Here is a 24,334-nt window from a genome sequence, read left to right as displayed (position 1 = left end):
TTGCAGACCACACGGGTGAGGTCCGGCCCCATCCCGCTGGTGGTCCGGCGGGGTGGGGCCACCCCACAACACCAGTGCCCCCGATTCCGGTGTCTGGCACCGAATCCGAAGGGAGGCGCATCGGTTGGGCAATGTCCAAGGCAGTTCGACGCCCCCAATTCAGCAGACGCACTCCGCGGAGAAGATCGAACGCGCCGAACGGATCGCGACCGCACTGCGGATGCGCGTGGCAGGCAAATCACCGGATGACGTCGCAGCTCACTTCGGGATACACAAGTCCACCGCGTACCGGCTGATCAAAGACGGAATCGATCGCACCATCCGTGAGCCGGCCGAAGAACTTGTCGCCCTGCACATGCTGCGCCTGGAGACGATGCTGGCCGGAGTATGGCCCGATGCCCGCGCCGGCGACGTGAAGGCCATCAACGCCGCGCTCGCCATCCTCGCTCGCGAAGGCAAACTCCAAGGCCTCGACCTGCACGCCGCACAGAAAGCACTCCAAGAAGGGCGCGAGCTCGCCGCAGTCGACAAATGGCTCGAGCACATGGTCGGCAAAGCCATCACGGACGCGATGTGACCGACTGGCAGCCGTTGGTCGGCAAACAAGCCCTGGCAGTGCAGTACTCCACGGCGCGCATCAACGCCTACGACGGGTCGGTACGGTCCTCCAAGACCGGCACATCGCTGATCGACTGGATCCGCTACGTCCGCCGCGCACCCCCAGGTCTGCTGCTGATGACCGGCCGCACCGAACGCACCGTGTTCAACAACACGATCGAATTGTTGATGGAGATGCTCGGCACCGGCCGTGTCTCGATCAACCGCGGCAACGGCACCGTCAACATCTGCGGCCGCAACGTCCTCGTGGTCGGCGCGAACAACGAAGCCGCCCGCACCAAGATCCAAGGCCTGACCCTGGCCGGCTCCTACATCGACGAAGCGCCCACACTGCCCGAGTCGTACTGGAACATGCTGGTATCGAGGCATTCTGTGCCGGGCGCGCAGATGTTCGCCACCGGCAACCCCGAAGGCCCACGGCACTGGTTCAAAAAGAACTGGCTGGATCGAGCCCGGCTGTGGATCGACCACGACAGCGAAATCCATGACCGCACAGAAGAGTTCGAGCTCCTCGAGGAAGGCGACCCCGACCGGCCGCTGAACCTGCACCGGTTCTCCTTCACCCTCGACGACAATCCCGCTCTGGATCCGCAGGTCGTCTCCGACCTGAAAAGCTCCTACACCGGTGTCTGGTTTCAGCGGTTCATCCGCGGAATGTGGGTCGGAGCCGAAGGCGCGATCTACGACTGCTGGGACCCCGACAAGCACGTCATCCCATGGGCGTCGCTGCCGAAGATGCTCGAGATCCTCGGTGTCGGTGTCGATTACGGCACCACGAACCCGACCGTGGGAATCTTGCTCGGCATCGGTGTCGATCACCGCCTGTACCTGATCGATGAATGGCGGTACGCACCACGCACCGACGCCGAACGCTGGAGCGACCCGAAACTGTCGACCGGGTTCCGTGAATGGCTGGCCCAAGACCACCTGCCACACCGCAACGCCCGCGAACACGGCCATGTGGTGGTGGACCCGGCGGCGGCATCGTTTCGAGTGCAACTGCGCGACGACGGCCTGCACACTGATCCCGCCGAAAACGAAGTCGTCTACGGCATCCGCACCGTCCACAGCCTGCTGGCGACCGGGAACCTGCTCGTATCGGACCGTTGCCGGGGCTTCATAGGCGAAGCGCCCGAATACAGGTGGGATCCGAAGGCCACCGAGAAGGGCGAAGACGCCCCGATCAAGCTCGATGATCACAGCGCGGATGCGACCCGATATGTAATTGCGACGACCGAGCGGCTCTGGCGGCCATACGTGGCCCTGACCAGCCCGATGAAAGCCGCCTGAAACCCCCAGCAGCGGCGCTGGGCTACCAATAGCCGCACCACAACTACATAGCGCCGGCCGAGGACGCGCGCCTCGGCCGGGCACAACACCATCCGCATGCGGACCGAAGGAACCCAATGCCCCGCACCGCGGAACAGACCGCCGCCGACGATGCGCTCACCGAAGCGATCGACCGACACCACCGCGCCTGCTACCCAGGTGACATAGAAGGCGTGCTCACCAAATACGTGGTTGTGGCGCAAAGGCAATGGTGGGACGACGACGGTGAGCAGATCACCGCGCATCTGATGTCGCCCCGTGAGGGAAGTTTGCCGTTGTCGGACGTGCTCGGGCTGATCGAGTTCGCTGCGACCCGGATTCGCCGCGATATCAGCGAAGACGACTGATGCGCATCGTTGTTCGCGCCCGGCACTGGCTGGCCCCGGTGATGCTGCGGTTCGCGATATGGCTTGCCCCTTCCGTGCTGCCGCGTGCGACGTCTTCGAGTCGGCACGACTCTGGGTGGGTTCGGCCGGTGCCGAGCGTGCCGGGGATTTGAGCGGCGTGGAGCAGCTCGGTAGCTCGCCTGCCTCATAGAGCAGGAGGTCGCCGGTTCGAATCCGGCCGCCGCAACAACTTCGATCACCATTGCCCCGAGAAGGACGTGCCAGAGTTGAACAACGACAAAGCCCGCGGAGTGGACCTGGACGTTGTGGAACGTCAAAGCACTGAGCATCTGGCCGCCCTGGCCGAGCTCGGGGTCATCAAACCCAATGAGATCCGCATCAACGGGCAAGCCGTGCTGGTCCCGAAGAACACGAGCATCGACTTCGAGACCGGCGAAGACGGGGTCGCGGTGGTGCGGCTGTCGATGTTCGTGCGGAGCCTGCGTGTTGGTCTGGAGGACAGTGCTGACCCGAATGTGCTGCATACCAACGATGAACGCCTCGCCGAATTGGTGAAGGTGGGTACGAAAATCAACAGTCGGGACGGCTTGAACTTGCGCGACGCCCCGTCAGCGCAGACCGCCGCCGAATAGCGGAAACCCTAAACCCTGTTCTGCCACAACTGAATAGAGGAGCCGATCATGGCTGATGCACCGTTGCGCACCAAGTCCGGTGCACCGTCCGCGATGGCCCGGAAGATGTACGGGATGGACGACGGCAGCTCGCCGGTGTTCGACCCGAAGTCCGCCGAAGACGCCATCCGGTTGCGCGGCAACAACCAAGCCCAGAACCCGGCGCAGGTGCTCAACCATGTTGCCAAGCAGGCCCGTAAGCACGGTCTCGGCCCGGACGTGCTGGACAAGGTAGCCGCAGCCCGGAAAGAGGACCGCAAGCGGTGACGTACCGGCACCCCGCAAACGTCGCGCACCGCGCCCGCATCGCGTCCAGTCTGCAACTGCGGGTCGCGGATTGGATCACCAGATTCGCGGGCTCGATGCCGTTCCTCTACCTCCACGCCGCGGGTTTCGCGGCCTGGATGGTGTGGTTCGAGCGCTCACCGTGGCCGACGCTCACCCTGATCGTGTCGCTCGAGGCGATCTTCCTGTCGACGTTCGTCATGATCGGCCAGAACCGGCAAGCCCAGTTCCAGCGTGAAAAAGCTGATCATGACTTCGGTGCGCAGACCCTCGAGCTGCGCAGCAACACCGAACTCACGCAGGCCATCCACACGATGACCGCAGAGCTGCACAAGCGGCTGGTGCCCGCCGCGAATTTGTCACGGCCGGGCGAAACGAAATGAACCGAACACTTTCCTTCGACGGCATGAACCGGCTACGCGCCGCAGTGCTCGGCGCCAACGACGGCATCGTGTCCGTCGCCGCGCTGATCATCGGTGTCGCTGCTGCAGACACCAGCCGGTCCGCGCTACTGACCACCGGGCTCGCTGCACTGTTGGCCGGCGCTGTGTCGATGGGGCTCGGTGAGTACGTGTCCGTCGCGACCCAACGCGATGCCGAACGCCCTCTCGTCCAAACGGGGGAGATGCGCGCCGACCAGCTGGTGCGCCCGTGGTCAGCAGCGAGCGCTTCCGCAGTGGCCTTCACCGCCGGTGCCCTGCTGCCCCTGGTCGCGATCCTCACCGTCCCGGTAGCGCAACGGATCCCGGTCACTGTCGCGGCCGTCCTGGTGGCGCTCACGATCACCGGAATCGCAAGTGCGCACCTCGGTGCCACCCCATGGTTACGCCCGACCGCCCGGATCCTGTCCGGCGGCGCCGCGGCGATGGCCATCACCTACCTGGTCGGCTACCTCGCCGCCTGAATTGCCTTGTCCTTCACAACAACCGGAGAAAGGAAAACAATGATCGCCGTTCTGTCGACCCTGCTCACCACTCTCATCGCCGCCATCGTTTCCGCTTCGGCGTGAGATGAGCTACAGCGACGTGTTCGCGTGGCTACGCGCCGAACACGAACAAGTCCGCCGTTACAACGCATCCCACCAGTTTCTTCTCAACCTCATGGAGAACATTGTGACCATCATCGACACCATCAATGCCGCGCGTGACACTCTCGCTGCCGACGCTAAGACCATCAGCGATGGCGTAGCCGGTCTGAAGCAGCAGGTCGCCGACCTGCAGACCGCGCTGGCCAACAACGACCCGGCTGCCGTCGCCGCTGCGGTATCGCAGCTGCAGACCAGTGTGGACGCCGTCCACACCGACGCGCAGACCTTCGCTGCCGCAGCGACTCCGGCCCCCGCTCCGGCTGACCCGGCCGCTCCGGTTGTGGATCCGACTGCCGCACCGACCGGTACCGCGACCGCCGATGTGCAGGTCGCCCCGGCACCCGAGGCTTCCGTCCCGAATGCCTGATTCGGCGCTGCGTCTGGAGTTCAAGCATGTCGCTCCAGACGCGGTCGCCCGCCGGTGTCTGATCCTGCTGCGCGAGGCGATCAAACAACCGCTGAACGGTGACCCGTTCACGCAGTTCGCACCGCAGAAGCCCGGCAACACAATCCTCATCGGTGCGGCCGGCACCACCGACCAGGTGGTGCCGGTGACGCTGGACAAATACGAGGACGTGGCCTTTGCGGTCACTAACGACGATCTGCAGCTCCCGCTCAAGGAGCTCAGTGACCAGCACCTTGTGCCCGCGATGACGGTCCTGGCAAGGAAGATCGACCGGTCGATCGTGGATGCGGGGCCGGGCGCACACTTCGCGTCCGCACCGACCGAGCTCCACGAGGGCGCACTCGAGGCCGCCGAAACATTGGACGGTATTTCGCTGTGTGCACGGTACGCCTACGACCTCAGTGCGCGCCTGATGATCCTGTCCATGGACGTCTTGTACGGGGTGGCCCCGGACGTCGCGCCGGAACCGACCGCGGAAACGGGGGCCTGACCGTGGCGAGCCTCAAGAAGCTGTCCAAGCCCCGACCGCCCGACCCGTCCACCGCCGCGAGTGGCACGCCGGCGACCGGGCCCAAGCCCGGCGCCCTCGGCCCGAATGTCGGTGGCGGTCAACGCGGATCGAAATAGCTCGATTTTCGACAACTAAATAGAGGAGGGCGGGAATACGTGACGAATCCGTTCGATCCGACGCCGATCGCCATGTATTCCTCCCCACCTCCGGCAGTGCCTGACGGCCCGTCCACGAAGGGCATGCCCGATTACGGGCAGCTGTGGCCGCCGCATCCGTTCGACATCGCGCAGCGCCAAATGAGCGTTTTCGATGCCTGGTACAGCTCGAATGTTCCTGCGCTGGAGATGATTTACGTCCAGCAGAACCGGGTTCGCCAGGGCGCGTTCACCGGTGGGCTGATCGGGAGAATTCAGCGTTTTTTCTGGGGCCGGCCGAACCTGCAAGACAACCCGCGCCTGCATGTGCCTGTCGCCGCGGATGTTGCCCGTACCAGCGCGGATCTGCTGTTCGCTGAGCCGATGACCGTCGCTGTCCCTGATGGTGGCGCGAACAACCCCGAGCTGGCTGACGAGCGCCTGCAAATGGTGTGCGGTGGCGACGACACTGTTGCTCTGCTGCTGGAAGCGGCCGAGCTGTGTAGCGCTTTCGGTGGCGTGTATCTGCGGTTGTGGTGGGACTCGGCGATCTCCGACCACGTCATGATCGACAAGGTGTCCGCCGACGCCGCTGTGCCTCAGTGGAAGTACGGCAAGCTCTATGCGGTCACCTTCTGGACGGTGGTGTCGGTCAACAAGGACCGCTACGTCCGCCATCTCGAACGGCACGAACCGGGCATGATCATCCACGCCCTGTACGCCGGTGACGAACAAGAACTCGGCGAACCGATCTCGCTGGCCGATTCCCCCGAAACCGCGTGGGCCGCTGACCTGGTGGATGCCAACGGTGCCATCCCCACCGGCGTCAACACCCTCACCGCTGCCTACGTTCCGAATGTGCGGCCGAACCGGTTGTGGCGGCGCATGGTCGGGTTGGCCCCGTTGGGTCGCTCCGATTATGACGGTTTGGAGCCGTTGTTCGACCAGCTCGATCTCGCATATTCGTCGTGGATGCAGGACGTGGAACAGGGCAAAGCTCGCATCTTCATCGACCGGTCCCTGCTGACGAACAACGGCCCCGGTAAGGGCGCCTCGTTCGACTCCGAGCAGTCGGTGTTCGTGGCCGTCAACGGTGGCCTGAAATCCTCGGCCAACGACTCGGGTATGCCGATCCAGGCCAACCAGTTCAACATTCGCTGGTTGGAGCATTCACAGACGTGCGCGGAATTGCTGAACACCATCCTGCGCGCGGCCGGGCTGTCGACCGGGTCGTTCGCTGACTCGTCCCTGACCGTCGGAGTACCGACCGCCACCGAGATCAATTCTCGCGACAACCTTTCCGAGCGCACCAGAACCAAGAAGATCAACTACTGGAAAGCCGCTCTGGGGCCGCTGATCCAGACAGCAATGGAATTGGATGCCAAGGTCTTCCAAACCGGCGTGACCCTCACCGAGGCCCCGCACATCCAATTCCCCACGCGCACAATGCAAAACCCTGTCGAGATGGCTCAAACACTGGCCGCGTTGCGTGCGGCACGGGTGATCAGCCTCAAACAGTCGATCATCGAACGGAAGCCGAACTGGTCGGAAGCCGAAATCGACGCGGAAGTCGCCGCCATCGAGAAGGAGATCGGCGCGGCCGGCCAGGTGAGCATCGACAACCCCGACGAAAACCCCGACGACCCGGACGCCAACCAGGGTGCACCGGGTCCGGAAGATGACGAACTGCCCACCCTGAAAATGGATGCCGGCGACAAAGCCGCCGCGGCCTGATGGGGATCTCGTGGCGGAACCTCAAAACCACCACACCCCCGGCCGAGCTCGAGCAGCAGCTGATCGCGACCGCCGCGGACGCGGTGCAGAAGGCGGCACAGGACTCCGGTGGCTGGTGGCGGCTCAATCAGCTCCGCAACCGTTCCAGGGAACTGATCTCCACGTTCCTCACACGCACCGCGCAGAACGCCCGCGCGGTGGTGACCGGTGCGGCACAAGCAGGCAGGTTGGCCGCCGAACAGGATCTACACGCAGCGCTGCTGCCGGTGGTGGCCGCGGACGCCGATATCGAGGTCGCCGCGAACGCACGCCGGGAAGTGACCGACCGTATCGCCGCGACCGCCCCGACCGCGATCCGTTCGGGCGACCGGCTCTATTCCCAAGCGCTGGCGGCGATCATCGCGCAACCGGCCGCGTCACGCGCACACCGTCTACGTGTGGCGCAAGGGGTTCTCGACGACCTGAGCGCGGCCGGGATCACCGGGTTCGTCGACAAGGCCGGCCGCAATTGGAACCTGGTCAGCTATGTGGAGATGGCAACTCGCGCTGTGGCGTTGAACGCCGCCATCGATGCGCACGTCGGCACCCTCGCTGCCAACGATCAGCATCTGGTGGTCGTGTCGGCCGCCACCGCCTGCTGTGACCTCTGCGCGCCATGGGACGGGTCCGTCCTGGCCATCGATGACAGCGGCTCCAGCGGTGGGGAAGTGGCCGGCACCCTCGCCGAGGCGAGAGACGCAGGGCTTTTTCACCCGAACTGCCGGTGCGTCATCGACCGCTGGTCAGAAGGCGATCCCATTCCCGAGGTGATTGCGCCCGACCCGGAAGCGTATGCGGCCACCCAGCGCCTGCGCAGCCTCGAACGTCAGGTGCGTGCGAGCAAACGGGTTCGTGCCGCCGCACTCGATGATCTCGCCACCCACGCCGCGAACACCCGAATCAGGGTGTTGCAGAAACGAATCCGCGAGCACATCGGCGCGACCGACGTTCGCCGCCAGCGCCACCGCGAACAGATCGGGCGCGCGCTCTAACGCCTCCCAGTTTTCCGTGCCCGCCGGCCTGGTGCCGACGGGGCGGGTTGCCAGAAGCCCGAGACCTGGTGTCTCCGGTCAGCACATCCGAGGCGGCCAGGTGCCGCGAGGAGAAATCCAATGACCAACCCCGTCGAACCGCCCCCTGTCGCAGCCGATCCCGCCCCGGCGGCCCCGACACCGGAATTGTCCAGCATTGCGGCACCGCCCCTGTTCCCACCGGAACCGGTTGTCGCGCCCGCCGCACCTGTCGCTGACGTGGCAGATGAGGCACCCCCGGCATGGCGCAAGCACATCGAAGAGCTCCGCAAGGAGAACGCCGCTGCTCGCGTCAGCTCCGACGCCAAAGCCGAGCAGGCCGCCCAGGTGGCAGCCGACAAGGCGAAGGCCGAGATCCTCGGCATTTTCAAGAAGGCGATCGACCCGGACTCCGACGTCGCGAACCTCACGCCCGAGCAGCTCGTCGAACAGGCCCAAGCCAAGACCGCGCAGGCCGAAGCCGACGCCGAAGCGAAGATCGCTGCGGCCGAAGCACGCGCCACCGCCCACGAAGCGAAGGCCCGCGCCACCGATGTGGCTTTGGCCGTGCATCGCCGTGCCGGTGACGGGGTGGACAGCGACGCACTGCTGGACTCCAGCAGCTTCGCTACCCGCATGGGTGCGCTCGATCCGACGGCCCCCGATTTCACGTCCCAGGTGGACACCGAAATCGCGTCGTTTCTCGACGCCAATCCCGGCAGGTACCGCAAAGCGACCGGTTTGGTGAACACGGTCCCACGCTCGGGCGGCAGTTTCGAGGCGGGCAACGCCCAGCAGCCGGCAGGCGAGCCGACCGTGGAGTCCCTGCTCAAGCAGGTACAGGACGGTCGCGGTCCCGGTCGAGCGTCACGCGGATTCCGCAATGGCGGCTCCGCATAACCGGTAATCGGCCGCACTTCATACGGGTGCGGCGACCCACAGACAATTGAATAGAGGCCCAGGGTGAGCAATACCCTTCTGACTCCGTCGCTGATCGCGAAGCAGGCGTTGGCGACGCTGTACAACAACCTGATCATGCGGCAGCTCGTGTACACCGACATCAGCTCGGAGTGGACGGCGCAGAAGCCGGGCAACACGATCATGATCCGCAAGCCGGCGGTTTTCACCCCGCAGCGGTTCATTCCGAATACGAACGGCATCGTCGTCCAGTCCGCGGTGGAAGGTTCGGTCGCGGTCACCCTGGACAACCATTGGGATATTTCGTTCGGGATCACGTCGCAGGAGTTGACCACCACGGTCGTCGACTTCAACAACCAGTTCCTGGCTCCGGCGATGATGGGGTTGGCCGAGCAGATCGACCAGTCCATTCTGTCGCTGCGGTCGAACATCACCCAGACCGTCGGTACCAACTCCGGCTACCTGTGGAGCGCTCCTGGTGCTCTGATCGACGCCGGTCGCGTCCTGAAGTTGGCGAAGGTCCCCGCGGCCGGCCGTTCGGTCGTGGTCGGCCCGACGACCGAGGCCAACTGGTTGAACTCCAACCTCCTGACCACCGTCCTGAACAGCGGTAACACTGACGCGCTGCGTGAAGCGTCGCTGGGCAACCGTCTATACGGGTTCGCCCCGTACCAGACCCAGAACGTGGGCCAGGCACCTTCCGACACCCAGGCCGGTCTGCCCAGCACCGAAATCAGCGTCGCCTTCCATGAGACGGCGTTCGCCTTTGCCAGTGCGCCCCTGGAACTTCCGGCCGGTGCTATCGCGGCGAGTGTCGAGTCCTACGACGGCATCTCGATGCGTGTGGTGTTCGCCTACGACCAGGACGAGAAGACGATGGTGTGCTCCGTCGACACCCTGTATGGCGTCACCACCCTCGACGCGTCGCGTGCCTGCCTGATCCAGGGCGCGCTCACCTCTTCGTAAGGAGTCAGCCGAATGGCGAAATATCAGAACGTCAACAGCGGTCAGGTCGTGGAAGTCCTTCCCGGGGCCGAGCACGAGCATTGGACCCCTGACCATCAGGGGCACGACCCGCAGTTCGCCCGCGATCACCCGAAAATGTGGCAGCCGAAGCCGTGGTGGGCCTGGGATCAGTGGACCCCCGTCCACGACAACACCCCCCTCACCCCGCCCGTGCAGGTACCGGCGCCGGTCGTGCCTGCGGAGCCGGATGTGCCGGCCGAGCCGGACGCGAAGGCGAAGACAACCAAGTAGGGCGGTGGCTTCGTGTCCAACCCCTACAACCCGTCGCCCTACCCGGTGGGGATGCTCGTCTACGCGCAAGTCTCCGACCTCACCACAGTGTCGGCGACCACCGGCATCCAGTGGATGAGTACGGCACCGGCGAATGCGGCCGCGCTGATCCGGCGGGCCAGCGACCTGGTCGACGAAGCCACCGAACAGGACACGTATTACACGTACCCGTTGCCCACCGGGCAGGCCGAGCCGTCGTCCGCGCCGTGCGGGAGAGCAGCCGGGATGCCGGTGTTGCCGTATCAAGCGCAGGCCTTCAATGACGCGGTGTGTCAGCAGGTAGTGGAGTGGTCCACCGGCGGTGTCGACCCCGACGCGGGTTTGGTGGGGCAGCCGCAAGTGATCGGCCAACAGTCCGTCCCCGGTGGGGCGGTCACCTACATCGCTGATCAAACGCAGCAGTGGCAGCGAGATTCCGTCGAATGCCTGTGTAGGGCGTCGCTGCGGATTCTGCGGATGGCGGGTCTCGCGCTCAACCGCCCCTACACCCTGTGACATCGCATTCCCTGCAGTATCCCTCTCCAGAAAGAAGATCCGCCATGGGCATGACCGCTATCCCGGCCCCGAACGTCACCGCGAGCCCGATCACGTCGGTGGCTGCGGCGACCGTCAACACCCGGCCCGCCGACGACACCCTGTCGAAGTCCCACGACTCCGACGCGGTGCCGTCCCCGTCGGCGCCGGCAGTGTCGATCGTCGGCACCGACGGCTCCATGTGAGCGCTGTGCACGCCTGCTAGGGGTGTCTCGTTCTCGCTCCTAGCAGGGCACAGGCCCCGACCTTCGATGTGAGGCGGCCATGACGACAACCTCACTGGCGCTGGAGTTCCCGGCCGGTTCCATGCTCGGGGTGGTGCGCGCCCCGACCTACGACCCTTTCGGTGATGGTGAGCGGGTCCTCGACCATGAGATCGGCCCGTGTGACATCCCGTATCTGGCGATTCGGCCGATGCGCGGCGCCGCCGACAGCCGGGCACACACCTACGTCGACATTCGCGCCCCCGCCACCTCCGATGTCCTCAAATCCGATTGGCTGCAGTTGCCCAACGGGCTGTGGGTCAAGGTGACCTCGATCCCCAACACCCCGCGCAATCCCTTCACCGGGTGGAGCCCTTTCACGCATTTCCAGGTCGAGAGGGTGAGCTGATGCGTTACGACCCCGCTGGAAACGATTTCAGGGAAGTACCGCGCACTTCCGAGCATGTGCGCACCATCCTGCGTCGCAAAGCCCGTGCGGGAGCGGACTACTGGCGGTCACATTCGGTGGTCGACACCGGGTACAACGCCGCCCATGTGGAGGTGCTGGACGGGTCCAGCGGCTCCGGGGAGTTGCAGGCGATCATCTACTGCTCCGGCTATTACGCGAAATGGCGTGAAATCGGCAGCAGCAGAGCCGGGCCGCGCGCACCGGAATGGGTTCTGCGCCGGTCGATTCCCACGATCGAGAAGTCGTGAACGCCGCGTTCTCCGGGACCGGGACACTCACCAACGGCACCCCGGCTTGGTTCTCCGGTGAAGGTTCCCTCGCTGACGACACCGTGTATCTGAGTGCTCCCGCCGCCGGGGCCGGCGCGCTGACGGTGGTGACGGGGGAGCCGTATCCGGAGCCGGGGGAGTTCCCCGACTTCGAACGGGTCCTGGTCGACCTGCTCACCCCGATCACCTACACCTGCCAGGTCCTGCCGCCCTCCGACGATCTGCTGCAGGCGGCGCTGCCGCTGCTGTTGGTGCGCCGCGACGGTGGCGGCCTGGACTTCAACGCTGTCACCGACACCGCGAACATGCGGGTGGTCGCGTTGTCGCACAAGCGTTCCGATTCGTGGCGTTTGGCGCGGCAAGTGCGTGAGGCGGTCCTGGCCTGCCCCGGCACCGGCAATGCCGGTGTGCTGGTGGATTGGTGTGAGGAGATCACCGGGCAACTCGAGATCGGTGACCTCGATCCTTTGAACCGGTCCGTCGAGGTGGCATTCCGGATGATGGCACGCCGCCAATTCCCTTAGAGCACAGCACAACTGAATCCCACAATCGAATAGAGGCATCGCATGACTGCGACCACCCTGACCGCGTTGAAGGCCGCCAAAACGAGCCTGCTGCTCAAGCCACTCGACGCCGCAGTGTTCCTGGCCCCCTGGCCGACAGCTGCGCCTACCGCGTTCACCGACACCTCGTCCGCGTTGCAGCCACTCCCGGTGGCGTTTCAGAGTGTCGGCTTCATCGACAAGAAGACCGGTATCGCGTTCGCCCGCAACATCACCGACGACCCGATCGAGTCCTACGGTGAGCTGGAACCGACCCGTGATGATGTGACCAGCGATATCACCACGATCGAGTTCGAACCGCAGGAAACCCGGCTGGCGACGCTGCAGCTGACCAACAACGCCAATTTGGCTGCGGTGCTCGCCAACGGTGCGTCCGGTGAGTACTTCTTCGCTCAGCCGCTGTACCCGCAGATCCAGTACTACTCCTGCATCATCATCGGCAAGGACGGCAACGACGCCGCCCCGATCTACGTGTACAAGGTGATGCCGAAGGTCGCGGTCACCAAGTACGGCGGGGAGCAGTGGACCCCGACCACCACGCTGTCGCAGAAGCTCACCCTGACCGCGTTCAAGGACGACGCCGCCGGTTATGCCGTCGGCCACGGGTTCGCCGGCACCGGCTGGAAGAACCTGCTCGTAGCGGCCGGTATCCCGTACACGGTCACCGGCATCAACGTCACCCCGGCCACCGCGAGCCTGGTGCATTCACCGGCGGGCACCCAGCAGCTGGTCGTGACCGATCAGCTCGGCGGCACGCTCACCACCGGTGTCACCTACGTGTCCTCGGTTACCGCGACCGCCACTGTGAGCGGTTCGGGTCTGGTCACCGCTGTGGCGGCCGGTTCCACCGTGGTCACCGCCTCGTTCACCCCGGCCGGTGGTTCGCCGCTGACGGCGACCTGCACGGTGACCGTCACCTAGGAAGTTCGTGGGCGGTGCGGGTGTGTGTCTCCGGTCGCGCCCGCCCGCTCACGGTTCAACCACCGGAGAAGAGCGGAAAACAATCATGTCGATCCCGACCGAATACCCGGTCACGATGCTCACCCCGGACGGCCGCGAATACGAGGCGGCCAGTCCGTCCGCCTACGTCACCTCGGTCTTCGAGCTCGGCCACACCCGCAAACCTGTTCCCGCACCGGTGGTTCCCGCGCCAGCGCCCGCACCGGTCTTCACCGCTGCGGCCGTGGTGAAGCCGGAACCCTCGAAGCCTGCGGAAATCCCGAAGTCCCTCACCTAGGAGTGGACGGCGCGCTGCGCATCCCACTCACCCTCGACCGGAGAATCCATGCCCCCACGTAAGAAGACCGACGACGTATCCGAAGTGCCGCAGGGGCGTTTCTACGACCTGGCGCAGGAACTCGCGGCCAAGCGGCGCGGCCCGTACCGGCTCACCGCCGACATCGAGATCTCGATGCCCACTCGCGGGCAGATCAAGCGGATCTCACAAACTAACGACTATGACGAACAGTTGGCGATCCTGCTCGGGGGCCATGTCGCCGCTGTCGAAGAGCTGTACGAGGACCGGCCGCTCGATGAATGGGCCGCGTTCCAGACCGACCTGCGCGCGCACTTCTTCGGCCAAGGCGCTGCGGAGCTGCCGGGGGGATCGGAGGGCTCGTAGCGTTCTGGGACAAGTTCGGTCGCGCACTCGATTACGACCTGCTCGAGCGCGGCATCGACGTCCGTGAATGCTTCGGGCCACCGCACTATCGGGACCGGGACTGGCGCACCATCTGGGCGTTCAAAGACCGTCTGCCGCGCGGCTCCCACTACAAATCGGCCCTCGCGATGGACCCCGATCTGGCTGCAAGGCTCATCGAAGTCGAGGACGACGAGGAACCCTCATCCACACCAGAGGGGTACACGATCGACACCTACCTGCTGCTGTCGGTGATCGACGCCTTGCAGGGTGTGCAAGCCGCGGTCATTGCCGCGGCCGGTGTGGATCCGCCGCGCATGTCACCGATGCCGCGACCGGCCACCGCGTTGGACGAGGCCCGCGAAATGCGGCGCATGCAGTCCATACAGACATTGATCGACCAATTCACCACCCCGGAGCCGGGGTGAACCTCGAAAAGGACCCTCATGATCCTCAAGGCCGTTCTTCCCGCCCAGTCCGCAGGCGGCGGTACCTCTGTGACCGTTGCCGGTACCTACGAAATGGAAGCGAACAACCCCGACACCATTGGCGCTGTCGTGATCGTCGCACCGTCGGCGGTCACCGGTGTGGCGACCAACAACTTCACTCTGAATGTGCGGCAGGTGCGTGCGGGTACTGCGTTGTCCACGATCGCCACCCAGACCTTCGCGCTCGGCACCAATCTGGCGGCGGAAACCCCGTTCACGCTCACCGTCCCCACCCAGCCGCTGCTGTCCGCCGGTGATGTGGTGGACGTGCAGCTGGTGCAGAACGGCACCGGCCTCGCTGTTCCCGTCGGCGTCGAGGTCGAAGTCCACATCGGCTGAGACCGGCAGGTACCCGGCACCCCGACCCGGTGCCGGGTGAATCCGGTCAGGTCTCAGCGATCAGTGGGCCGAGCACAACGCGGTTTCGGCGGCCGCACGCGCACCGGCCGTATTCCGCTTGGACTGGTTGTAGTTGGTTGTGACCCGTTGGACATCCTGATAGAAGTACGCCAGATCGTTCGAGGTGTACGACGGGTCGCGTTGAAGTTGGGCATACCACGTGCGGTACCCGCTCAGAGCCAGCGCATTGGCGCCCTGGTCCTCCTGGGCTCGCTGCAGATCGGCACTGAACGCACCGCACGATGTGAGGCCATCGGTGGCCGGGCCGGCGGAGGCCACCGCGCCGCCGGCGACGGAAACAACAGCGCCAGCCAGAGCTGCGGCGGCGCACATACGAATCGACATTCAAGTTCCCTCGGGCCATAGCAGCCCACACAGGCCGCATTGCGGCACACGTTAACGCCGGTACGCAGGGCGCACCAGGTGAGTGGGCGGATTCCGGAACATCTCCACAGGCGCGCCGTGCGACGCGCCCGACGCGCCGACCGGGGCATTGAAAACAGCACTGCACGTTGGTGAATCGTCCTGTAGCGCAGAGCTGTTCACTGACTCGCGTGCACGAACCTTCGAATCATGTTGTGACACAACTTAATAGAGGTGGTGAGCCGCGCCATGGCAGAGTCCGATTCGTATTCGGCCGGCACGGCCTATCTGGCCATTGAGGCAGCGCTGGCTGAGGGTTTCGAGGCAGACCTTGCCGCCAAGCTCGCGTTGATCAAGCCGCTCCCGATCTCGATCACTGCAGATCTCGAGCAGTTCGCGAAGGACCTCGACAAGGGCTGGTCGGACCTCGGTCACACCTTGAAGATGCAGGTCGAGCCGGTCATGTCCGGCAAGCCCTTCGGCGAAGGCCTCGAACCCGTTGAGGTACAGGCGGAGCTGAAGACCGACAAGGCTGACGCGCAGCTGCGTGACTTCTTCGCGATGGTCCCGATCTACGAGATCCCCGTGGTCCTCAACACCGCGGCCGCCGACGGGCAACTCGAGGACCTGCGCCGGCGTGCCTCGGAACCGATCACCATGAACGTCAACCCTGCCGGGCAGCGCGGCGATCAGGCGCAGGGTTTCGCGCCGGGTATGGCGGCCATGCATCAGTCGCAGGCCGATGCCGCGCGGCGTGTGCTGAACGCGGCAGCCCAGCAGGAACCAGAAGTCGCCTCCCAGCAGTTGCTGGCCGGCGCCGCCCGCAACGCCCCAGACGCAGCGCAACAACTGCTGCTCAACGGCTCGCACCAGAACCGCGCCTCAGGGTCTCCGTACGGTGAGGACACCAAGGCTGCCGCGCTGGAGTTGATGCGGCAGGCCTATGCGCAGGGGATGTCGCAGGCCGCGGCGAGCCGCTCGGCCGCGGCCGGCTTCGAGAACGGGCCCGCCGCTGCCACGGTCGCGGCGTGGGCGCGTGATGCGGGACTGACACGACCGCCGCGCGGAAGCACCGCCAACGCAGGTGGCGATGATCGGTCCGCGTCGAAACCTGATGTGGTTCAAAAGGATCTGCTCGCTCGTCTGGCGAAGATGCAGGACGATGTCGAGCGCCGGATTCCGCTCACCGCTGAGGGTGAGCAGGTGCGGCGCAGCATCCGCCAGGCCGGTGCCGGGATCGCCGGGATCGTCGGCTCCCCACTGCCGGAGGATGCGGCGGCCGCCGCGGAGCATCGGCGTGCGTCTGCGGAATCGGTCGGCAACTTTCGTGGTGACGCCGAGAAGGACCTGCGTTCGGTCGGGGTCGACAGCAACGCGCACGGCCTCAATCAGCTCACCAGCTTCCTCAAGGCGCTCGGCAGCGATGTCGGCATCGGGAGCCTGTTCAAGGCGATCCCGAACCTTGGCGGCCACTCCTCGTGGACATCGATGCTGCAAGGCTCCGGCGGCGGTGCGGGAGGCGCGGAGGCCGGTGCTGCGGAAGGTGCGGCCACCGGTCTGGACGCGCTGAGCGCGGCCGCCGGTCCCGTCGGTGCTGTGCTCGTCGGATTCGGGGAGGGGCTGAAGACTGCGCTCGGCGCAGCGGTCGAGTTCTCGATGAAGGTCTCCGAGGCCGCGCTGAAGATCGGCGGCATCGCCTTCGCCGGTGGTTTGCTCGCCGATGCCGGTGCCGCCGGTCTGACCGGCATGTTCGGTGCCCACAACGTCGGTGGCGCCCTGCAAGCCCAGGACGCGGTCCACGAGTGGCAGATCGACCCGAATGCGCAACGCGCACAGCAGTCTTCGGTGATCTCCGCCCAGCAAGGGCAGGTGTCCGCCGGTGAGGGTGTCGAGCACTCCCAGTGGGGTGCCCAGGACGCCCTGTTCAGTGCGAAGGCGGCACAGGAGCAGCTGACGATGGCGCAGGAGTCCGCTGTCCTGGCGCAGCGCTCCCTCAACGACGCCTACCGCGAAGCCTCCCGGCAGGTCCGTGACATGAACACCGCGCTGCAGGACGCGAAGTTGAACCAAGAGGGTGCGGCGCTCGCGGTGGCGCAGGCGCGCACCAATCTGCTGCAAACCGAGCTGTCGCCCGACTCGACGGTCATCGACCGCCAGCAGGCCCTATGGCAGGTCGACTACAGCAAGCAGCGATACGCCGAGTCGAAGAACAAAACCTCCGACGCGTCGGTGGATGCATCGATTGCCAACCAGCGCGGTGTGAACGATTCCACCGGGGTGCTGCAGGCCACGCAAGGTATGCAGCAGGCCAGCCTCGGTGTGGAGCAGGCCGCGCACGCCCAGGTCGACGCCGGTCATCAGATCACCGCCGCCTCCGAGCAGATCGCCGCCGCCGCGGTGCAGGTGCAGTTGGCGGGGTTGGCGATGGAGCAAGCGCTCAATCCCGCACCGATCGACGCCTACAACATTGCGCTGTCGAAGCTGTCACCGAATGCCCAAGATTTCGTGAAAACACTCGGCGATATGGCACCGGATATGCGGGCTCTGCAGCGCGCTGTCCAGGATCAGTTGTTCGAGAATATCGGGGCGTCTATAAAGAAATTCGCTGACGATCAAGGTATCGCGATCGCCGGTGCGACCACCGGTATCGCACATGCCCTCAACACCGGTATGCGTGATGCGCTCAGTGGCCTGGACACACTGTTCACCCGAATGCAACGGGACGGCACCTGGGATGCGTTCCTCAAGGGTGTCGAAGATTTCGCGAAGGGTATCGCCCCCGTCATCGTGGGTGTCGTCGACCTTTTCATAACCCTGGGTGCGAAAACGTCACCCATTGTGGGGCCGTTGATGACCCAGCTCGGCGACAGCCTCACCAAGATCGCTGGTCCGCTCGGTGATCTGGCCAAATCCTTCGGTCAAGCCCTCGTCGATATTCTGCCGTCGCTGACGGACGGGTTCATTGCGTTCGCGAAGTCGGTCACCGACTCGGGCATGCTCGATTCATTGTCCAAGGTCTTCCAGGAACTCGCTCACATCTTTATCGAGCTGGCCCCCGATATCGGCCCGCTGGTGAATGCGCTCGCCAACGATTTCCTGCAATTCATGAAGGGATTCGACAAGGGCGGCGGCACCGGGACAATCAAAACATTGGCCGACGGTTTCATCGATCTGGCCAAGGCTGTCGGACCGTTGATGGAACCGCTGGGCAGTTTGATGGCAAAGGTTTTGCCGCTGCTGATCGGGTATGTGATCGACCTGATCCCGTGGGTCGAAAAAATGGTGCCCAAGTTCGAGAACTGGTGGCACGCAGCGCAGCCGCTGGTCGAGCAGATCGGCAAGCTGATCGACCACATCCCGGGCCTGATCAAGGCCTCCGGTGACGTGCTCGGCCCCATCGCCGCCATCGCGGGCGCCTTCCTGGACGTGTGGAAGGCGATCGACAAGGTCGTCACCAGGTTCGACGATTTCGTGCGCACGGTGACCGGGGGCAAGAAGGGTGGCCTGACCGACGGCATCCTGCACGGGCTCACCGGCATGCTCGGGCTCAACGTCATCACCGACCTCGGCCACGCCGCCGGCGGTCCGATCGCCGGCGCCGGAACCGGCACCTCCGACAGCATTCCGGCGATGCTGTCGGACGGGGAGTACGTCATCAACGCCAAGTCCGCCGCCGCGCACCGCCCACTGCTCGATTCCATCAACTACGGGGCTCAGGGTTTCGCCGGCGGTGGCGCGGTCGGCGCGTTGAGCAGTCTGCGCAATGTGGCGTTCATACCGCGCCAGCTGGCCGGAAACCCGAAGAGCGTCATCGCGAAGGCCACCTCGATGGGCATTCGCAAGTTCGCGACCGGCGGCCCGGTCAAGGCACAAACCTGGGGCATCAACCACCCGAACATCCCGTACGTGTGGGGTTACAGCGGCGCGGACGGCGCCGATTGCTCCGGGTACGTGGGAATGCTGCAGCAGGTCGCGACCGGTATCGCGAACCCGACCAAACGTATCGGTGTCACCGGTGACGTGGTGTCCGGGACATGGCCGCAGCTCATCAAGGGTGCCACCAAGAACGATCCGTTCGTCATCGGCGCGAATGCCACTCACATGGCGGCCTCGATCCTGGGCACCAATTTCGAGGAACGCCAACCCGGTGAGGACGCACGCATCGGCACCCGCGCCACCTCCCCGTTCGATCCGCAGTTCACCGTGGTGGCGCATGTGAATCCGCAGGCGTTCAACCCGGCCTACGTCGCGGACGCCACCGACACGACAGGCAACGACAGCACTGCCCCGGACCCAGACGTGTCCGCCCTGGGCAGTACCACCGACCAAACGTCGGGGGAGTCGGCACTCACCGGGTACAAGCCCACCACCTGGTCGGATTGGGCGGGAGACAACACCACCAAGGGCATCGAGAGTCTCGCCCAGTTCGGGACGTTGTTCCCGCCGCTGACCGGCGAGGCCCCCCAGGGGCCGATGGATGCGCTGAAAACCCAGCTGACGCAGGCGACATCGGATGCCCCTGCCGATCAACAAGATTGGCTCAAGAAGTTCCTGTTCGGGCTGACCGACACCGCAACCGGAAAGGGGACAGGAGCACGCGGGGATCTGGCGACCCCCACCGGAACCGACACGGGCGACGGGACCGCCGCGGCGACCACCCCGTCGGACACCACGAGCGCAGTGCCGTCGAAGGGCACCGACCAGCTCGCGGCAGAAGGCGCGTCCGGAGGACTGCTCGGGGCCGTGTACCACGCGCTCGGAGGGTTTTCGAAAGCCGCGGGCAAGTTCGTGTCCGGGCAGGTATCGAGTGCGCTCAACGTGGTCGGTGGCAGCAGTCTCGACACCGTCCCGGGATGGGTCAAGGGCGCCTACGAATACAACACGCTCCTGATCAGCCAGCAGTCGCTGCAGCAGCAAACAGATCTGAAAAACCAAGCCCAGGCTGCGCTCACCCCGAGTAAGCAGCCGAACACGCAGGACACCACCACCACCGATAGTGCCGTTCCCGCACCGGATGTCACGACCAGCACAACGGGTGGTGGCGGAAACACCGGTGGCGCTACCGATCCGACACTCCATCACGACGCGCACCCGCAAACCTCGCCGAACAACGACTCGACGCTGAACCACGACGCGCACAGCAGCGGGGCATGGTCGGTCGACCCGTCGGTGTTCTCCGCGGTCAAGGGTGCGGCAGCCCTGTACGGGTGGTCCACCGGGGCGGAGTGGGCGGCGCTGTATCAGCTGATCGGGAACGAATCGTCGTGGAATCCGAATGCGTCGGCCGCGCCTGCGAGCGACGCCTACGGGTTGTACCAATTCCTGTCCACGACCTGGGCTGATGTCGGCGGTTACAAGTCGTCGGATCCGAAGGTCCAGGCGGTGTACGGGGACAAGTACATCAAGCAGCGGTACGGGGATCCGGTGAACGCGTTGGCGGCCTGGAATTCGAGGTCGCCGCACTGGTACGCCTCCGGAGGTGACGTGTCCGGAGACGGGTCCAGCATCGGGGACATGATCCCGGCGATGCTGTCGAACGGCGAGTTCGTGGTCAACGCGAATGCCGCGGATCGGCATCGGTCACTGCTGCATGCGATCAACACCGATGCCGCCGGGTCGCAGGCTTTGCAGCTGCGGCAGGTGATCCCCTCGAAAGGTTTGGTCGGAGCGGGGGTTTCGCGCGGCGGCCCGGACAACAGCACCACGATCAACGTCCACACCGCCGATACCGAGCAGGGATTCCAGCGCGCCCAGCTGTACCAGCAGCAGCGCGCCGCCACCTACACCAGCCGGTGGCGGTGAGTCACATGCTCACCGATCGTGCGTACCCCACCCGGGACATCACGCCCACATATGTTTGACGGTCCTGCGCGGGAATCAGCGTTTGGTGGTACCGGCCACCATTGCCGACACCGACCTCGATATAGCCCGTGGTTTGCGCTTCCTTGATCAGCAGGAAGAACAGGCCGATGAAGCACAGCGGGAACAGCAGGATCGCCAACACGATCGCGTAAGCCGGGATCTTCGTCTCGGTGCGGGAGTTGTCGACGGTCGTCCAGGTCGCACCCTTCAACGGCATGCGCGCTGACGGGGTGACGATCATGCCCGGGAACACGGTGATGTCGCCGATGCTCACCAGCACTACCGCTGGTGTCACAGGCGCTTGCACGGCCGGTATCGGGGCCGGCGCTATCGGGGCTGGCAGCCATTGCCTGGGGTCGGTCATGAGGTCTCGAATTCGCAGAGGCGGGTGAGCCGCAAGATCTTGGCCCTGCGTGCAGGGTGCCCGGGTCGGCGAGCAAACACAATGCCCTGCTTGGGGATGGCACGCGATGTCACGGCGTCGGCACTCCTGCGGGTGGGTGCCCGGTACTTCAGCACCGGCCGAACCCGCCATCAGAACCCCACAACTGAATACAGGAGACGACTTTGGCGACGCCCGCATTGATCCAGCTGACCGGCGTCGACAACTCCTCGTGGACGCTGGCCGGTCCCGGGCAAGCCCAGCAGGGTGTGGAGTTGGCGACCAACCCCAGTGGGATCTACGACGCACCGGTCACCACGATCTGGAACCAGTCCGCGTTCCAGATCGGGTCCACGTTCGCCGGGTACAAGATTCCCAAACGCGATGTGGTGTTCGGGCTCAACATCTACGAAATGCCCGGAATGTCCTGGCAATCAGTGGATTCGGCGTGGCGCAAGGCGTGGGCGTACGACCAGGACTCGACACTCACGATCACCACCGAGACCGGCACCCGGTCACTGCTGCTGCGGATGTCGCAGCAACCGTCCATGACCTCGGTCCACGATCCGCACCTCAAGTTGTGGGCGCAGGTCACGATGACCTGCACCGCAGGTATCCCGTGGTGGGTGGAGCAGGACTCCACCCAGACGTGGGTGTCACCGGCCGACACCTCCGGCGGCGCTATCGCGCGTGGCAGCGTGCTGGTGGAGAACCCGACCGACCAGCCCATGTATTTGAAGTGGGTGTGCTCGGCGCCGGGCCAGTGGACGCTACCCGACTTCTCTTGGGGCAACACCTATTACGGGCGGGCGGTCGCTGACGCGAACCGGGTTGTCACCTTGCCGCTTACCACCACCGGCCAGGACTTGACTGTCGATACCGACCCGATGGTGGAGATGATCATCGCGGCCGACGGGTCACTGATGTGGGCGCTGATGGACGGGGTCAGCTTCGAATACGCCGTCCCCGCCTACACCCCCTCCACTGCTGTGCCGGTGTCGGTCACCGGCGCACCGGCGGGGGCGTCGCTGCTGTGTGTGCAACCGCGCAACTGGTCGCGCCCGTGGGGACTGCAACAGTGACGGCCGTCGCGGACCTGCCCGGTATCTACTGTGCGGCACGGAAGGTGCAGGCCGACAGGCAGATTCGCCGTTTCGCGCGGCCCCTGATCCGGTTGTGGGACGGGGACTGGGTGCTTCGTGGCCTGGTGACAGGTGAAATGTCCGGGTCGTTCATCTGGATGTTGAACGAGTCCGGCACCGGGAAACTCGTGTTGCCCTACGACCACTATCTGGCGAAGTGGGCCACCGGCACGGTCGGCACCAGCAAGCAGAACGTGCACATCACCGTGGACACCGCGACCGGTGCCCGCTGGGGCGGGCGCCTGTCGAAGGCGATCATCAAGACCGACGAAGAGGGCATCGTCACCGTCGAACTCGATTTCCTGCACGACTACGAGGAACTCAAACACATCGACGTGTGGAGCAACCCGCTGCTCCCTGCCATTTTCCAGTTCCCGAAGGATTTCATCCTGGCCGGCCCCTCGGTGTGGACGCTGAAGACGGCCCTTTTTCTCCAGCTTCTTCGCCTGGAGGCCAGCCTGTGGGCGCTGCCGGACGATCCGATGGACGTCAACGAATGGTTCGATCTCGATCAGAGCACCTGGCCGATCGTGGTCGCACCGGGCGACATCCTCTCCGACGGCAGTTTGTGGACGGTGTTCGTCTCGCGGTGGAAGATCTTCCACGAGGCCGCCGCTCCCACCCTGGATTTCGCGCAGCTCGCGGTCTCGACGCGGCGCTGGCTGACCGGTGACCCGCCCCCATGGCCGGGCGCGGTGTTACGCAACGGCTGCCTGGTCATCGATTTCGTCGACAAGAGCGGCTTCTACGGCCCCGGCGGAACCTCTACCGGCGGTAACGCTTTCACCGGGTTGGCCTACACCGGCGAAGTCCTGATCAACGACTTCCTCGACAACCAGGGCGTTATCCTTCCCGATCCGAACGACCCCAGCGAGTACCGCAATCCGGGGTGGATCGGCACGCTGCCCTATGACCCGTGGGTGATCTACCGGCCGGAGAAACACACCGGCATCCAGTCCTCCACCTTCACGATCACCCCCTACACCGACGTCCAAATGTTGAGTGGCGGGCACTCGATGCCTGGGGTGAACGAGGCGATCGAGGCGGGGATCGAGTTGGCCGGCGAGCTGTTCGGTGCCGCGATCCAAGCGACCGGCATCGGCATCCTCGCCGGTGGCACCGGCATCGGTGCGTCGATCGGCAATATCGCGGAAACGATCTTGTCGCCGATGCTGACCGACGTGGTGCTGGCCTGGGTCAGCTTCAAGGACCCGATCAGAGCGCTCAACGCGGGCTGGTCGCACTACTACGAGCATTTCCAGACCGGCGCCGATAACGCCTACACCCTCGACAGTCTCATCGCCTTGGTCGCAGCGCTGTGGGCGACGCGTTCGTTCTTCTCCCACGACCTGATCGTGGCGAACGGCGCCCCGTTCCTGATCGGTGATCAGGGGCTGGGTGACTTCTTCCTCGGTGACCGGGTCGGGTCCACCGTGCAAGGGATGCCACCAGGGGAGATCTTCGTCGACCAGGTCTCTCAGCTCGAGCTGGCATGGGACCGCAAGACGATCCCGGACTGGAAGATCGTCATCGGGACCAGTCGCGAGACCGAGGACCCGTTCGGGAAGCTGCTGAAGATGATGCAAACCGCCCTCGGCGGCCTGGCCGACCTCTCCTTCCTCTGAAACACACACTC

29 protein-coding genes and 1 tRNA gene are annotated in these 24,334 nt (G+C 65.1%); 28 read left to right on the top strand and 2 right to left on the bottom strand.

Annotation, left to right across the window (positions count from 1 at the left end; all coding sequences use genetic code 11):
* The first annotated feature begins 124 nt into the window (after positions 1–124).
* The 25 genes from OG716_RS11035 to OG716_RS10915 all read left to right on the top strand — a co-directional run bounded on the left by OG716_RS11035 (position 125) and on the right by OG716_RS10915 (position 14,889).
* The gene (locus OG716_RS11035) at positions 125–577 is read left to right on the top strand and encodes a helix-turn-helix domain-containing protein (RefSeq protein ID WP_327139313.1); all 453 of its coding nucleotides are present in this window, start codon (positions 125–127) and stop codon (positions 575–577) included.
* Positions 574–1,908: a PBSX family phage terminase large subunit gene (locus OG716_RS11030; RefSeq protein WP_405137535.1), complete on the top strand. Its 1,335-nt coding sequence runs from the start codon at positions 574–576 to the stop codon at positions 1,906–1,908. The genes OG716_RS11035 and OG716_RS11030 overlap by 4 nt, the downstream gene beginning before the upstream one ends.
* Positions 1,909–2,024: 116 nt before the next feature.
* Positions 2,025–2,294, top strand: a complete 270-nt coding sequence (locus tag OG716_RS11025; RefSeq protein ID WP_405137534.1) for a hypothetical protein — start codon at positions 2,025–2,027, stop codon at positions 2,292–2,294.
* Positions 2,295–2,445: 151 nt separating this feature from the next.
* Positions 2,446–2,520 (top strand) — tRNA-Met (locus OG716_RS11020).
* A 40-nt stretch (positions 2,521–2,560) separates the two neighbouring features.
* Positions 2,561–2,926 (top strand): hypothetical protein, encoded by a 366-nt coding sequence (locus OG716_RS11015; RefSeq protein ID WP_405137533.1) that lies wholly within the window; start codon positions 2,561–2,563, stop codon positions 2,924–2,926.
* A 48-nt stretch (positions 2,927–2,974) separates the two neighbouring features.
* Positions 2,975–3,232, top strand: a complete 258-nt coding sequence (locus OG716_RS11010) for a hypothetical protein (RefSeq protein ID WP_327139316.1) — start codon at positions 2,975–2,977, stop codon at positions 3,230–3,232.
* Positions 3,229–3,633: a DUF1003 domain-containing protein gene (locus tag OG716_RS11005; protein WP_405137532.1), complete on the top strand. Its 405-nt coding sequence runs from the start codon at positions 3,229–3,231 to the stop codon at positions 3,631–3,633. Before OG716_RS11010 ends, OG716_RS11005 begins: the two co-directional genes overlap by 4 nt.
* The gene (locus OG716_RS11000; RefSeq protein ID WP_405137531.1) at positions 3,630–4,154 is read left to right on the top strand and encodes a VIT1/CCC1 transporter family protein; all 525 of its coding nucleotides are present in this window, start codon (positions 3,630–3,632) and stop codon (positions 4,152–4,154) included. Before OG716_RS11005 ends, OG716_RS11000 begins: the two co-directional genes overlap by 4 nt.
* Before the next feature lie 106 nt (positions 4,155–4,260).
* Positions 4,261–4,704 (top strand): hypothetical protein, encoded by a 444-nt coding sequence (locus tag OG716_RS10995; RefSeq protein ID WP_405137530.1) that lies wholly within the window; start codon positions 4,261–4,263, stop codon positions 4,702–4,704.
* A complete protein-coding gene (locus tag OG716_RS10990) occupies positions 4,697–5,233 on the top strand; it encodes a P22 phage major capsid protein family protein (protein WP_405137529.1) in 537 nt (178 codons plus the stop codon). The genes OG716_RS10995 and OG716_RS10990 overlap by 8 nt, the downstream gene beginning before the upstream one ends.
* A gap of 176 nt (positions 5,234–5,409) precedes the next feature.
* Positions 5,410–7,122 (top strand): phage portal protein, encoded by a 1,713-nt coding sequence (locus tag OG716_RS10985; RefSeq protein ID WP_405137528.1) that lies wholly within the window; start codon positions 5,410–5,412, stop codon positions 7,120–7,122.
* Positions 7,122–8,153 carry a phage minor capsid protein gene (locus tag OG716_RS10980; RefSeq protein WP_405137527.1) on the top strand — a complete coding sequence of 344 codons (1,032 nt, stop codon included), beginning with the start codon at positions 7,122–7,124 and terminating at the stop codon, positions 8,151–8,153. The genes OG716_RS10985 and OG716_RS10980 overlap by 1 nt, the downstream gene beginning before the upstream one ends.
* A 120-nt stretch (positions 8,154–8,273) precedes the next feature.
* Positions 8,274–9,071, top strand: coding sequence for a hypothetical protein (locus OG716_RS10975; protein WP_405137526.1), 798 nt, complete (start codon positions 8,274–8,276; stop codon positions 9,069–9,071).
* A 63-nt stretch (positions 9,072–9,134) separates the two neighbouring features.
* Complete coding sequence (locus OG716_RS10970) at positions 9,135–10,055, top strand: P22 phage major capsid protein family protein (RefSeq protein ID WP_327139323.1); 921 nt, start codon at positions 9,135–9,137, stop codon at positions 10,053–10,055.
* Between the two features lie 12 nt (positions 10,056–10,067).
* On the top strand, positions 10,068–10,346 hold the full coding sequence (locus OG716_RS10965) for a hypothetical protein (RefSeq protein WP_405137525.1): 279 nt from the start codon (positions 10,068–10,070) through the stop codon (positions 10,344–10,346).
* A gap of 12 nt (positions 10,347–10,358) precedes the next feature.
* Complete coding sequence (locus OG716_RS10960) at positions 10,359–10,880, top strand: hypothetical protein (RefSeq protein ID WP_405137524.1); 522 nt, start codon at positions 10,359–10,361, stop codon at positions 10,878–10,880.
* Positions 10,881–10,924: 44 nt separating this feature from the next.
* On the top strand, positions 10,925–11,104 hold the full coding sequence (locus tag OG716_RS10955; protein WP_405137523.1) for a hypothetical protein: 180 nt from the start codon (positions 10,925–10,927) through the stop codon (positions 11,102–11,104).
* 79 nt (positions 11,105–11,183) lie between these two features.
* Entirely contained in the window at positions 11,184–11,531 is a 348-nt protein-coding gene (locus OG716_RS10950) for a hypothetical protein (RefSeq protein ID WP_405137522.1), read from the top strand.
* Positions 11,531–11,839, top strand: coding sequence for a hypothetical protein (locus OG716_RS10945; RefSeq protein WP_327139328.1), 309 nt, complete (start codon positions 11,531–11,533; stop codon positions 11,837–11,839). The genes OG716_RS10950 and OG716_RS10945 overlap by 1 nt, the downstream gene beginning before the upstream one ends.
* Positions 11,836–12,384, top strand: a complete 549-nt coding sequence (locus OG716_RS10940; RefSeq protein WP_405137521.1) for a hypothetical protein — start codon at positions 11,836–11,838, stop codon at positions 12,382–12,384. Before OG716_RS10945 ends, OG716_RS10940 begins: the two co-directional genes overlap by 4 nt.
* 42 nt (positions 12,385–12,426) lie before the next feature.
* Positions 12,427–13,344 (top strand): Ig-like domain-containing protein, encoded by a 918-nt coding sequence (locus tag OG716_RS10935; protein WP_405137520.1) that lies wholly within the window; start codon positions 12,427–12,429, stop codon positions 13,342–13,344.
* A gap of 85 nt (positions 13,345–13,429) precedes the next feature.
* Positions 13,430–13,660: a hypothetical protein gene (locus OG716_RS10930; RefSeq protein ID WP_405137519.1), complete on the top strand. Its 231-nt coding sequence runs from the start codon at positions 13,430–13,432 to the stop codon at positions 13,658–13,660.
* 48 nt (positions 13,661–13,708) lie between these two features.
* Positions 13,709–14,044: a hypothetical protein gene (locus tag OG716_RS10925; protein WP_405137518.1), complete on the top strand. Its 336-nt coding sequence runs from the start codon at positions 13,709–13,711 to the stop codon at positions 14,042–14,044.
* A gap of 167 nt (positions 14,045–14,211) precedes the next feature.
* Entirely contained in the window at positions 14,212–14,490 is a 279-nt protein-coding gene (locus tag OG716_RS10920; protein WP_405137517.1) for a hypothetical protein, read from the top strand.
* Between the two features lie 18 nt (positions 14,491–14,508).
* Positions 14,509–14,889: a hypothetical protein gene (locus OG716_RS10915; RefSeq protein WP_405137516.1), complete on the top strand. Its 381-nt coding sequence runs from the start codon at positions 14,509–14,511 to the stop codon at positions 14,887–14,889.
* Between the two features lie 60 nt (positions 14,890–14,949).
* On the opposite strand, the gene OG716_RS10910 is transcribed toward OG716_RS10915, so the two are convergent.
* Positions 14,950–15,294, bottom strand: a complete 345-nt coding sequence (locus OG716_RS10910; RefSeq protein ID WP_405137515.1) for a hypothetical protein — start codon at positions 15,292–15,294, stop codon at positions 14,950–14,952.
* 267 nt (positions 15,295–15,561) lie between these two features.
* On the opposite strand from OG716_RS10910, the gene OG716_RS10905 reads away from it, so the two are divergent.
* Entirely contained in the window at positions 15,562–21,114 is a 5,553-nt protein-coding gene (locus tag OG716_RS10905) for a transglycosylase SLT domain-containing protein (RefSeq protein WP_405137514.1), read from the top strand.
* Between the two features lies 1 nt (position 21,115).
* On the opposite strand, the gene OG716_RS10900 is transcribed toward OG716_RS10905, so the two are convergent.
* Complete coding sequence (locus OG716_RS10900) at positions 21,116–21,469, bottom strand: hypothetical protein (RefSeq protein WP_405137513.1); 354 nt, start codon at positions 21,467–21,469, stop codon at positions 21,116–21,118.
* Positions 21,470–21,741: 272 nt separating this feature from the next.
* On the opposite strand from OG716_RS10900, the gene OG716_RS10895 reads away from it, so the two are divergent.
* Complete coding sequence (locus OG716_RS10895; protein ID WP_405137512.1) at positions 21,742–22,638, top strand: phage tail protein; 897 nt, start codon at positions 21,742–21,744, stop codon at positions 22,636–22,638.
* Positions 22,635–24,323: a phage tail protein gene (locus tag OG716_RS10890; RefSeq protein WP_405137511.1), complete on the top strand. Its 1,689-nt coding sequence runs from the start codon at positions 22,635–22,637 to the stop codon at positions 24,321–24,323. The genes OG716_RS10895 and OG716_RS10890 overlap by 4 nt, the downstream gene beginning before the upstream one ends.
* Positions 24,324–24,334 lie beyond the last annotated feature (11 nt).

Source organism: Nocardia sp. NBC_01388, assembly GCF_045040085.1.
GTDB lineage: Bacteria > Actinomycetota > Actinomycetes > Mycobacteriales > Mycobacteriaceae > Nocardia.
The sequence above is the reverse complement of the archived record's forward strand: the minus strand, read 5'-3'. Positions and strand labels throughout refer to the sequence as shown.

Excerpts from the sequence above, each read along its gene's own strand:
- OG716_RS11025 (WP_405137534.1), top strand. The coding sequence starts at position 2,025 with ATGCCCCGCACCGCGGAACAGACCGCCGCCGACGATGCGCTCACCGAA.
- OG716_RS11010 (WP_327139316.1), top strand. The coding sequence starts at position 2,975 with ATGGCTGATGCACCGTTGCGCACCAAGTCCGGTGCACCGTCCGCGATG.
- OG716_RS11000 (WP_405137531.1), top strand. The coding sequence starts at position 3,630 with ATGAACCGAACACTTTCCTTCGACGGCATGAACCGGCTACGCGCCGCA.
- OG716_RS10995 (WP_405137530.1), top strand. The coding sequence starts at position 4,261 with ATGAGCTACAGCGACGTGTTCGCGTGGCTACGCGCCGAACACGAACAA.
- OG716_RS10990 (WP_405137529.1), top strand. The coding sequence starts at position 4,697 with ATGCCTGATTCGGCGCTGCGTCTGGAGTTCAAGCATGTCGCTCCAGAC.
- OG716_RS10980 (WP_405137527.1), top strand. The coding sequence starts at position 7,122 with ATGGGGATCTCGTGGCGGAACCTCAAAACCACCACACCCCCGGCCGAG.
- OG716_RS10975 (WP_405137526.1), top strand. The coding sequence starts at position 8,274 with ATGACCAACCCCGTCGAACCGCCCCCTGTCGCAGCCGATCCCGCCCCG.
- OG716_RS10965 (WP_405137525.1), top strand. The coding sequence starts at position 10,068 with ATGGCGAAATATCAGAACGTCAACAGCGGTCAGGTCGTGGAAGTCCTT.
- OG716_RS10955 (WP_405137523.1), top strand. The coding sequence starts at position 10,925 with ATGGGCATGACCGCTATCCCGGCCCCGAACGTCACCGCGAGCCCGATC.
- OG716_RS10950 (WP_405137522.1), top strand. The coding sequence starts at position 11,184 with ATGACGACAACCTCACTGGCGCTGGAGTTCCCGGCCGGTTCCATGCTC.
- OG716_RS10945 (WP_327139328.1), top strand. The coding sequence starts at position 11,531 with ATGCGTTACGACCCCGCTGGAAACGATTTCAGGGAAGTACCGCGCACT.
- OG716_RS10935 (WP_405137520.1), top strand. The coding sequence starts at position 12,427 with ATGACTGCGACCACCCTGACCGCGTTGAAGGCCGCCAAAACGAGCCTG.
- OG716_RS10930 (WP_405137519.1), top strand. The coding sequence starts at position 13,430 with ATGTCGATCCCGACCGAATACCCGGTCACGATGCTCACCCCGGACGGC.
- OG716_RS10925 (WP_405137518.1), top strand. The coding sequence starts at position 13,709 with ATGCCCCCACGTAAGAAGACCGACGACGTATCCGAAGTGCCGCAGGGG.
- OG716_RS10920 (WP_405137517.1), top strand. The coding sequence starts at position 14,212 with ATGGACCCCGATCTGGCTGCAAGGCTCATCGAAGTCGAGGACGACGAG.
- OG716_RS10915 (WP_405137516.1), top strand. The coding sequence starts at position 14,509 with ATGATCCTCAAGGCCGTTCTTCCCGCCCAGTCCGCAGGCGGCGGTACC.
- OG716_RS10910 (WP_405137515.1), bottom strand. The coding sequence starts at position 15,294 with ATGTCGATTCGTATGTGCGCCGCCGCAGCTCTGGCTGGCGCTGTTGTT.
- OG716_RS10905 (WP_405137514.1), top strand. The coding sequence starts at position 15,562 with ATGGCAGAGTCCGATTCGTATTCGGCCGGCACGGCCTATCTGGCCATT.